Genomic DNA, 8468 nt, shown 5'->3' with positions numbered 1-8468 from the left:
AATATCGGCCCAACGGCCTGCTAAAGCAGCAGGCACCGGGAATAACCCGGCTTGTAGATACTTAAGTCAAGGCTAACCCTCTCCTTACAGAAAGAGAGGGTTAAGGTGAGAGGAGATTAGCGCAGCCATTGCCCCTCACCCCGGCCCCCTCCCACTGGGAGAGGGCACAACCTTAAGCATTGGCAAACTATACCCTTCATACTTCAAGTTGCTTGGGTGTGGGCTGCGTTACTCGGCCCATACTGGGCCTAGCTCCTTCGGGGCCGTTGAAAGCAGCGTTCAAATCTGCTTTCGCAGATTTGTCACTCACCCCAGTCACTTACTTGAGTAAGTTCCTGGGGCTTCGCTCAGTTACCGCCTACAAGCAACTCGAATTATTTTGGGTATAGATAGATTATAGTGTTGGCTTTACTGTCGGCGAATCTGGAGAGGGATTTTGCCTGTAAAATAAAAATGGAGGCAGGTCATGATAAGTATTAAAAATGCCATAAAAAATATCACTCTGGTTGTAGTTATGAGCTTATTACTTTTGGGGTGTGATTCTGATCGCGATAAACCACACTCAACAGAATTACCGCAGGTCTCACATAATATGACGGTACATTTCTATATGCCTGACTGGAATTATGGAGAATTGGTTTATCGTCATCATCCTGCCGAGGCAGAGTACCAGCGCCTTGCCATGGCCAAGAATGAAGAAGGCTGGTGGTCGGCAACGGTTAAAGCGGATAAGCTGGAATTTGCTTTTGAGGGCGACAGTGGAGTCATTAACCTGGGGGCCACTCAGGGTTGTTATCCAGGCTCTCATTATAAATGTGAACATGATTCAGATCCTGCAGAGAATTTCCGCAGCAGTGCGGAGCAGGTATGGGTGAAGGATGGTCTGTTATTTACGACTAACCCTGCGAGCCAGCAAGCGGCAGATACTTTTACGGTGTTGAGCCTCAATCTGCATACTTATCAGGAGTTCAAAACACCCGGTGTTAAAGAGTCTGATCTCACTGACACTCAGGCCCAAGAACGCGTGAATCAGCACGGTGTATTATTTGATCGTGTCGCCGCAGCAATTAACGAGCTTAATCCGGATGTGGTGTGCCTGCAGGAGGTCGGAGAGTGGCATGGCAAACAGAGAGACGATCTGGACACTGTGCAATTCGGTGCGACCGACAGCAATATGGTCAGACAGATCCTCTCCAGGCTCAATAATAAGCAATATGACTTTGCGATGGACTGGTCTCATTTTGGTTGGGATGTCTGGATGGAAGGCTCTGCGGTGCTTTCCAGACATCCTATTGTTAAAAAAGATTCCCGTTATATCAGTGATGTTAATAATGGCACGCGCACTTTTTGGAAATCACGCAATATCCCTATGGCACAAATTGATCTTGGCGAACGCTTAGGCAAGCTGGATGTTTTCTCTATTCATGCGGGCTGGTGGAATGATGACGAAGAGCCTTTTCAAGGCCAGTTCAATCGCCTGGTTGCCTGGGATAAAGAGCTGAAAACGCAGAATGTGAATACGTTGTTCTGTGGCGATTTCAATCAGGTTGCCGCGACGAAAGAGCAACAGTTTATTACCAACGGTACGGGGTATTCTGAACAATATGCGTTGGCAAACCCCGATGGTTTGCTGGATCCAACCATTGGGGGAACGATAGATGGCTGGATCGGCGATGTTGGCAAACGGATTGATTTCCTGGTGATGAATGACGACAGCCCATTTGAAGTCAGGCAAAGTCAGCGCGTATTTACACAAGGCTCTTTTGGACGTGTTTCCGATCATACCGGTGTCTACGCGCAGTTTGGGTTAGCGGCCAGGCAGGCTGAACAGGTTGAAGGCAGTGCGCCATATCAGCTCTATCTGGTCGGTAGCCATACGGGTAAGCAAACTTATAGGGGGAACCGTTTTGAATATCTGGCAGGGGGTAAATATCGCCTGATAACCCGGTTGGGGGCAGCTCAAGAGGATCCGGCGGCGGATTACAAAGCCCATCGGCTGTATCTGGCCGATCGCACAGGGTATCGGTTAACTCTGGGGAGTGCTCAGGCGGGCAACCGGCTCGAATTGTCCAAACCTACGGTGTTGCTTGAGAACAGCGCGGAAGGCTTGCTGTTTGAAAGCGAACAGGCTGGCTTGTTCCAGTTTGATCTCGACTACGATGCGAAGGTGCTCACCGTCATTCAACTTGATTGAATGCCCACATTGAATGCCTAATCTCGAACACATACCGTACACATAACTTGTGTGTACGGTATGCCAACTAAATAATAACGCTTCACTTTACGCTTCGGGCAGGTGGGAATGATGCGGAACGCCGACACGCCGTAAACCCATCCTTGGGGGCTCGTATCGCGCATCCCTGCGCTCAACGGTCGGCTAACCTGCATCATTCCCACCTGTAGCACTATTCGGCGCACCTAATTCAGTTATCACAAATTTGTTAACTCTTCGTGAGGATTTAGTCAGGGCTTCCCGGGTAAGTTGCCATTATCGGTTATTCACTGAGGTACGATGATGATCAACAGACGGCATTTTATTTTAGGCGGTGGTGCGCTATCAGCCGCTTTCGCAGTGGGGGCGCTACCCACTTTTTTCTCACGGGCTGCCAGTAAAGCACAGTTTGAAATCAGCTATAGCGATGAGCAGTGGCAACAGCGGTTGAGCCCGGCGCAGTATAACGTGTTGCGTGAAGAGGGCACCGAGCGGCCTTACAGCAGCCCACTCAACGATGAACATCGCAGCGGCATATTTGCCTGTGCAGGCTGCAACCTGCCGCTGTTTTCTTCCCAAACCAAATTTGACAGCCATACCGGTTGGCCGAGTTTTTATCAACCGCTTGAGCATGCCGTGGCCACACGCCAAGACCGCTCATTTGGCATGGTGCGCGACGAAGTCCACTGCCGGCGCTGTGGTGGCCACTTGGGGCATGTGTTCGATGACGGACCGGCGCCTACCGGGCTACGTTACTGTATGAACGGTTTGGCGATGGTTTTTACGCCCCAGTCAGCCAAGTGAGGAATAAAATGAAAAGTGCAAACAGATTCGTTCAATTAATGCATCGTTATGGCTTTTGGGCAGCGCTATTGCTGGTAATGATGCTGGTTTTTCAAAGTCTGGCAGGGGCATTTGACGGTGCTGAAACCGCCGTGGTGATCCCTGCGCCCGTCAACGATGAAGCCCCCACGGCGTCACACAGCGAAACCGCGATCTTTGCCGGTGGCTGTTTCTGGGGCGTACAGGGTGTTTTCCAACATGTGAAAGGCGTCACCAACGCCGTATCGGGTTATGCGGGTGGTACGGCGCAAACCGCTAATTACGATACCGTCAGCGGTGGCAATACTGGGCATGCGGAATCGGTGCAGGTCACCTTTGATCCGCAAAAAGTTTCTTATGGTCAACTGCTGCAAATCTATTTTTCGGTGGCCCACAATCCAACCGAACTTAACCGCCAAGGTCCGGACAGTGGTACGCAATATCGCTCCGCTATTTTCCCGCTGACAGAGTCACAGCAACAGGTTGCCGAGGCCTATATCGCACAGCTCAATGGCAGCAAACGTTTTGCCAAACCTTTGGTTACCCGTATTGAGAACAAGGCACATTTTTATCCTGCCGAGACTTATCATCAGAATTTTTTAAACGACAACCCTGACTACCCGTATATCGTGATCAACGATTTGCCGAAGATAAAACAGCTCCAGCAACTGTTCCCACAACAATATCGTTCGGATCCAGTGTTGGTTAACTGAATCTGGAGGCATTTCTTCTATACTTGGTGGCGACGAGTATCTTGAAGCACAAGCGAAATGCGGCGATAATCCGCCGATTGAAACAGACATCGAATCAATCCCTTTCTCGTCGGGCTAACGACGCGGGAGGGATTTTTTTTTGTGACCGCCAGAGCGATTGATTCTGGGCGAACCGTTGAACTATGAGGATTTACTATGAACACCTTAGGCCATCAGTACGATAACTCTTTAGTGTCCAATGCCTTTGGTTTCCTACGCTTTCCGCTGAACTTTATGCCTTACAACAGCGACGCAGAGTGGGTCATCACCGGCATTCCGTTCGATATGGCGACTTCTGGCCGTGCCGGTGGCCGTCATGGTCCGGCGGCTATTCGTCAGGTATCCACCAATCTGGCCTGGGAAGGCGCGCGCTGGCCGTGGGGTTTTGAGCTACGCGATCGCCTGAACGTCGTTGATTGTGGTGACATCGTATTCAACTTTGGCGATGCGCAGGACATGAGCGATAAATTGCAGGCGCATGCAGAAAAACTGCTGCAAGCCGGTAAGCGTATGCTCTCTTTCGGCGGTGACCACTTCGTCACGCTGCCGCTGCTGCGCGCACATGCCAAGCATTTTGGCAAAATGGCGCTGGTGCATTTTGATGCCCACACCGATACCTATGCCAACGGCAGCAAGTTTGATCACGGCACCATGTTCTTCCATGCGCCGAACGAAGGGCTGATCGATCCACACCATTCAGTACAAATCGGTATCCGTACCGAGTTTGATCGTGACAACGGTTTCACCGTGTTGGACGCGGCGCAGGTTAACGATCGCGGCGTTGACGATCTGCTGACGCAGATCAAACAGATCGTCGGTGATATGCCGGTATACCTGACCTTCGATATCGACTGTCTGGATCCGGCCTTTGCTCCAGGCACCGGCACCCCGGTGATCGGCGGCCTGACTTCCGATCGTGCATTGAAGCTGGTGCGCGGCATGCAATCGCTGAACATCGTTGGTATGGATGTGGTAGAAGTGGCTCCTGCTTACGATCAGTCAGAAATCACCGCGCTGGCCGCCGCCACGTTGGGTCTGGAAATGCTGTATCTGCAAGCGGCTAAAAAGCAGGGGTAACGCTTGCCCTATGATGTCGGCAGTGGTTTGCCGTGAAGATAAAATCAATTCCACGTTTATGGAGGAACCGTGCTGACTAAACCCTCTACACGGCTTAACAAATACATCAGCGAAAGTGGCATCTGCTCGCGTCGCGAGGCCGATCGTTACATCGAGCAAGGCAATGTTTTTATCAACGGCAAGCGCGTTGGGCTCGGTGATCGGGTATTCGCTGGCGACGTCGTCAAGGTTAACGGCCAGCTTATTGAACCACGCAACGAAGAAGACCTGATCTTTATTGCGCTCAACAAACCGGTGGGTATTGTCAGCACCACGGAAGACGGCGAGAAAGACAATATTGTCGATTTCGTCAACCACAGCACCCGTGTTTTCCCGATCGGGCGCTTGGATAAAGATTCTCAAGGGTTGATTTTCCTTACTAACCACGGCGATCTGGTGAACAAGATCCTGCGAGCGGGCAATGACCATGAGAAAGAGTATCTGGTTACGGTTAACAAACCGGTGACCGACGACTTTATCCGTGGTTTGGGTGCTGGTGTACCGATGCTGGGAACGGTGACCAAAAAGTGCAAGGTGAAGAAAGAAGCGCCGTTTGTGTTCCGTATTGTGCTGGTGCAGGGGCTTAACCGCCAGATTCGCCGCATGTGTGAGCATTTTGGCTATGAGGTGACCAAGCTGGAACGCACGCGCATTATGAATGTTAGCCTCAAAGGGCTGCCTTTGGGGGAATGGCGTGATTTAACTGACGACGAGCTGATCGATCTGTTTAAATTGATTGAGGACTCTTCTTCAGAGGCTAAGCCAGCGAAAAAGGCCAAGTCTGCAGTGAAAAAACCAGCGGGCAATGGGCCGAAAAGCGCCGAGAAGCCAAGCAGTAACACGGCAGCGCGCAAGCGTTTTGCCCAGCCGGGGCGCAAGAAAAAAGGGCGTTGAGCTGAACCAAGGCGCAGGTTGCAACGGGCGGTTCTCAACCCACTGCAATCCTGCGCTTTATTTATTAGTTTAACCGTTCTTTACTGGTCTCTTTGATAAAGATAAAGGCGAGCAGTGATAGGCTACAACCGGCAATCACATAAAAGGCCGGTGCTGCTGCATTACCAGTGACTTTGATCAGATAGGTGGCAATAGAGAGTGAAAAGCCGCCGAAAATCCCTACCGCGACGCTGTAAACCAGAGAAAGCCCGGTGGTCCTGACATGGCGTGGAAATATTTCCGGTAGAATCGTGATTGAAGGAGAGGCGCCAATAATATTAATCGTGCTCAACACAATCATGATAGCAAACATCAAAGGGACACTCGGGTAGCTGCTTAACAAATAAAACGCCGGGTAAATTAATAAGACAATAACGATTCTTGAGCCGGTAATCAGAGGGCGTCTGCCAACGTTGTCGGACCACATTCCGGCCAGCGGGCCACCAATCAGCGTAATGAGTCCACCGATGGCCCCGATCAGCATGCTATAGCCGGTATCCAGCTTTAAAATACTGATCGCATAGTTGGGAAGATAAAACATAATAATCATGTGAGGGATGGTTCCCCCAATGGTTAATAAAATGCCGGACAAAGTTTCTTTATAATAGGTGGTGATCACTTCGATTAACGGGATTTTAGGGGCTTTATCTGCCGTTGGCTGCAGTGTGTGGGTGGCGGTTTCTTCTAGTTTTGAACGAATATATAAACCGATAGGCGCAATAACGACCCCAAGCAGGAAGGGAATACGCCATCCCCAGTCTTGAACGCTTTCAGCGGGCATCACGTTGACCAGGATCACCAGCGTCATGGCAGCAAACAGATTCCCGGCTCCCTGGCTGGAAACCTGCCAGCCGCCATAAAATCCGCGATTGTGGGGTTTGGCATATTCCACCAGTAGCGTGGTTGATGCGCCCAATTCACCACCAGCAGAAAAGCCTTGTACCAATCTGGCCAGCGTAATAATGATTGGGGCAGCTACCCCAATACTTTGATAAGACGGAGTGATACCAATCACCATGGTACTGAGGCCCATCAACAGGAATGTGAGCGCCATGGCGGGTTTACGCCCTTTTTTATCCGCATAGTGGCCAATGACCAATGCGCCGACCGGTCTGGCAAGATAGCCCATGCCGAAGATCATGAATGAGGTCATCATACTGACTAAAGGGTCTGTGGCAGGGAAATAGGCTTTGGCGATATAAGTGGCAAAAAAGGCATACAGCACCAGATCAAAAAACTCCAATCCGTTGCCTAATGTGGTCGCTACAATCGCTTTTGCAGGTGAAATCTTTTTCTTGGCGCTGTCCATCGTGTGTCCTTTCATTTATGTCCTTTAATCAAGACGGCTTTATTTGAGAAATGCCTGGGTTAAAGCGCTCCAATAAGCGATACCCCGAGTAATGATCGCATCGTTAAAATCATAGCCAGGGTTATGTACCATACAGCTATTTTCACCCGCGCCGTTGCCTAACAATAAATAACTGCCGGGCCGCTGTTGCAGCATAAAGGCAAAATCTTCGCTGCCCATTAATGGTTCCGGTATATCAATAACCTGATCGCCGTGTTGCTCTCTAAACATATCCAATGCCACCTGTTTGGCAAATTGGGTCATTTCAGGGTTATTGACTAATACCGGATAGGAACGGACGTAATCAATGCTAACGGCAGCACCGAAAGCCGCAGCCTGGGCATTAACCAGCGTTTTAATCCGCTCTTCCAGAAAATCCCTTATCGCTGGGTCTAAAGCACGTACGCTTAATTTTAATACTGCTGAATCCGCGATCACATTATTAGCAATGCCGCTCTGAAACGAACCGACCGTAATCACCCCTGATTCTTGAGCACTCAAATTACGTGCAACAATGGTTTGTAATGCCATAACAATGCTGGAACCCACCACCACGGCGTCAACGGTGCCTTTGGGCATCGCACCGTGGCCACCTTTGCCGTGAATCGTGATGGTGACGTTATCGCTGGAAGCCATAAATGCCCCTGCGCCAAACACAAACTGTCCTTCTGGGAACCCTGGCATGTTATGCATGGCAAAGATGGCATCGCAGGGGAATTGTTCAAATAATCCATCCTCCATCATCTTCCGTGCCCCGGCCAAACCTTCTTCTGCAGGCTGAAAAATGAGATTTAACGTGCCATTAAAGTCAGGATGATCGGCCAGATAATGTGCGGCACCGAGCAACATGGCGGTGTGGCCGTCATGACCACAGGCGTGCATGACGCCGTGGTGTACGCTGCAATAAGGCAAGCCGGTATTCTCGACAATCGGTAGCGCGTCCATATCGGCGCGGATCCCGATAGCCCGTGGGCCGTTTCCCTTTTTCAACGTGCCGACGAGGCCGGTGACACCCAGCCCGCGCGTGACCTGATACCCCCAGGATGCCAGTTTCTCAGCCACCAGATCGGCGGTTTGCTGCTCCTGATAGCCCAATTCGGGGTGTTGGTGAATGTGCTGACGAAGAGCTTGGCTTTCTGCTGCATACTCTTTGAAGATATCTGAATTTATTGCTTTAAATATCATGTTGATAGCCTCTGGATGCTGGTTCAAGGGGGGACTTCCAAGTCTCCTGTGCAGCAACGTTTTGGCTGCATATGAAGTTTATGGAGTTTATCAATCTGCT

7 protein-coding genes are annotated in these 8468 nt (G+C 50.5%); 5 read left to right on the top strand and 2 right to left on the bottom strand.

The features are described 5' to 3' along the window. Positions 1-514 precede the first annotated feature (514 nt). The 5 genes from IV04_RS03545 to rluF all read left to right on the top strand — a co-directional run bounded on the left by IV04_RS03545 (position 515) and on the right by rluF (position 5796). Positions 515-2194, top strand: a complete 1680-nt coding sequence (locus IV04_RS03545) for an endonuclease/exonuclease/phosphatase family protein (protein WP_161782086.1) — start codon at positions 515-517, stop codon at positions 2192-2194. 321 nt (positions 2195-2515) lie between these two features. Further along, positions 2516-3016: a peptide-methionine (R)-S-oxide reductase MsrB gene (msrB, locus tag IV04_RS03540; protein WP_037400811.1), complete on the top strand. Its 501-nt coding sequence runs from the start codon at positions 2516-2518 to the stop codon at positions 3014-3016. An 8-nt stretch (positions 3017-3024) separates the two neighbouring features. Further along, positions 3025-3747 (top strand): peptide-methionine (S)-S-oxide reductase MsrA, encoded by a 723-nt coding sequence (gene msrA, locus IV04_RS03535; protein WP_037400788.1) that lies wholly within the window; start codon positions 3025-3027, stop codon positions 3745-3747. 195 nt (positions 3748-3942) lie between these two features. After that, the gene (gene speB / locus IV04_RS03530; protein ID WP_037400786.1) at positions 3943-4863 is read left to right on the top strand and encodes an agmatinase; all 921 of its coding nucleotides are present in this window, start codon (positions 3943-3945) and stop codon (positions 4861-4863) included. Positions 4864-4932: 69 nt separating this feature from the next. Next, positions 4933-5796: a 23S rRNA pseudouridine(2604) synthase RluF gene (gene rluF, locus IV04_RS03525; RefSeq protein WP_037400783.1), complete on the top strand. Its 864-nt coding sequence runs from the start codon at positions 4933-4935 to the stop codon at positions 5794-5796. 64 nt (positions 5797-5860) lie between these two features. Here the strand turns inward: rluF and IV04_RS03520 are convergent, their stop codons facing one another. Both IV04_RS03520 and IV04_RS03515 read right to left on the bottom strand, forming a co-directional pair. Continuing rightward, complete coding sequence (locus tag IV04_RS03520; RefSeq protein ID WP_037400781.1) at positions 5861-7159, bottom strand: MFS transporter; 1299 nt, start codon at positions 7157-7159, stop codon at positions 5861-5863. 24 nt (positions 7160-7183) lie between these two features. Then, a complete protein-coding gene (locus IV04_RS03515; RefSeq protein ID WP_051916634.1) occupies positions 7184-8368 on the bottom strand; it encodes a M20 aminoacylase family protein in 1185 nt (394 codons plus the stop codon). Positions 8369-8468: the final 100 nt, after the last annotated feature.

This window comes from Serratia sp. Ag1, assembly GCF_000743355.1.
In the GTDB taxonomy this organism is placed as follows: Bacteria; Pseudomonadota; Gammaproteobacteria; order Enterobacterales; family Enterobacteriaceae; genus Chania.
Note: the sequence above shows the minus strand (reverse complement) of the source record. Positions and strands in the feature narration are given on the sequence as shown.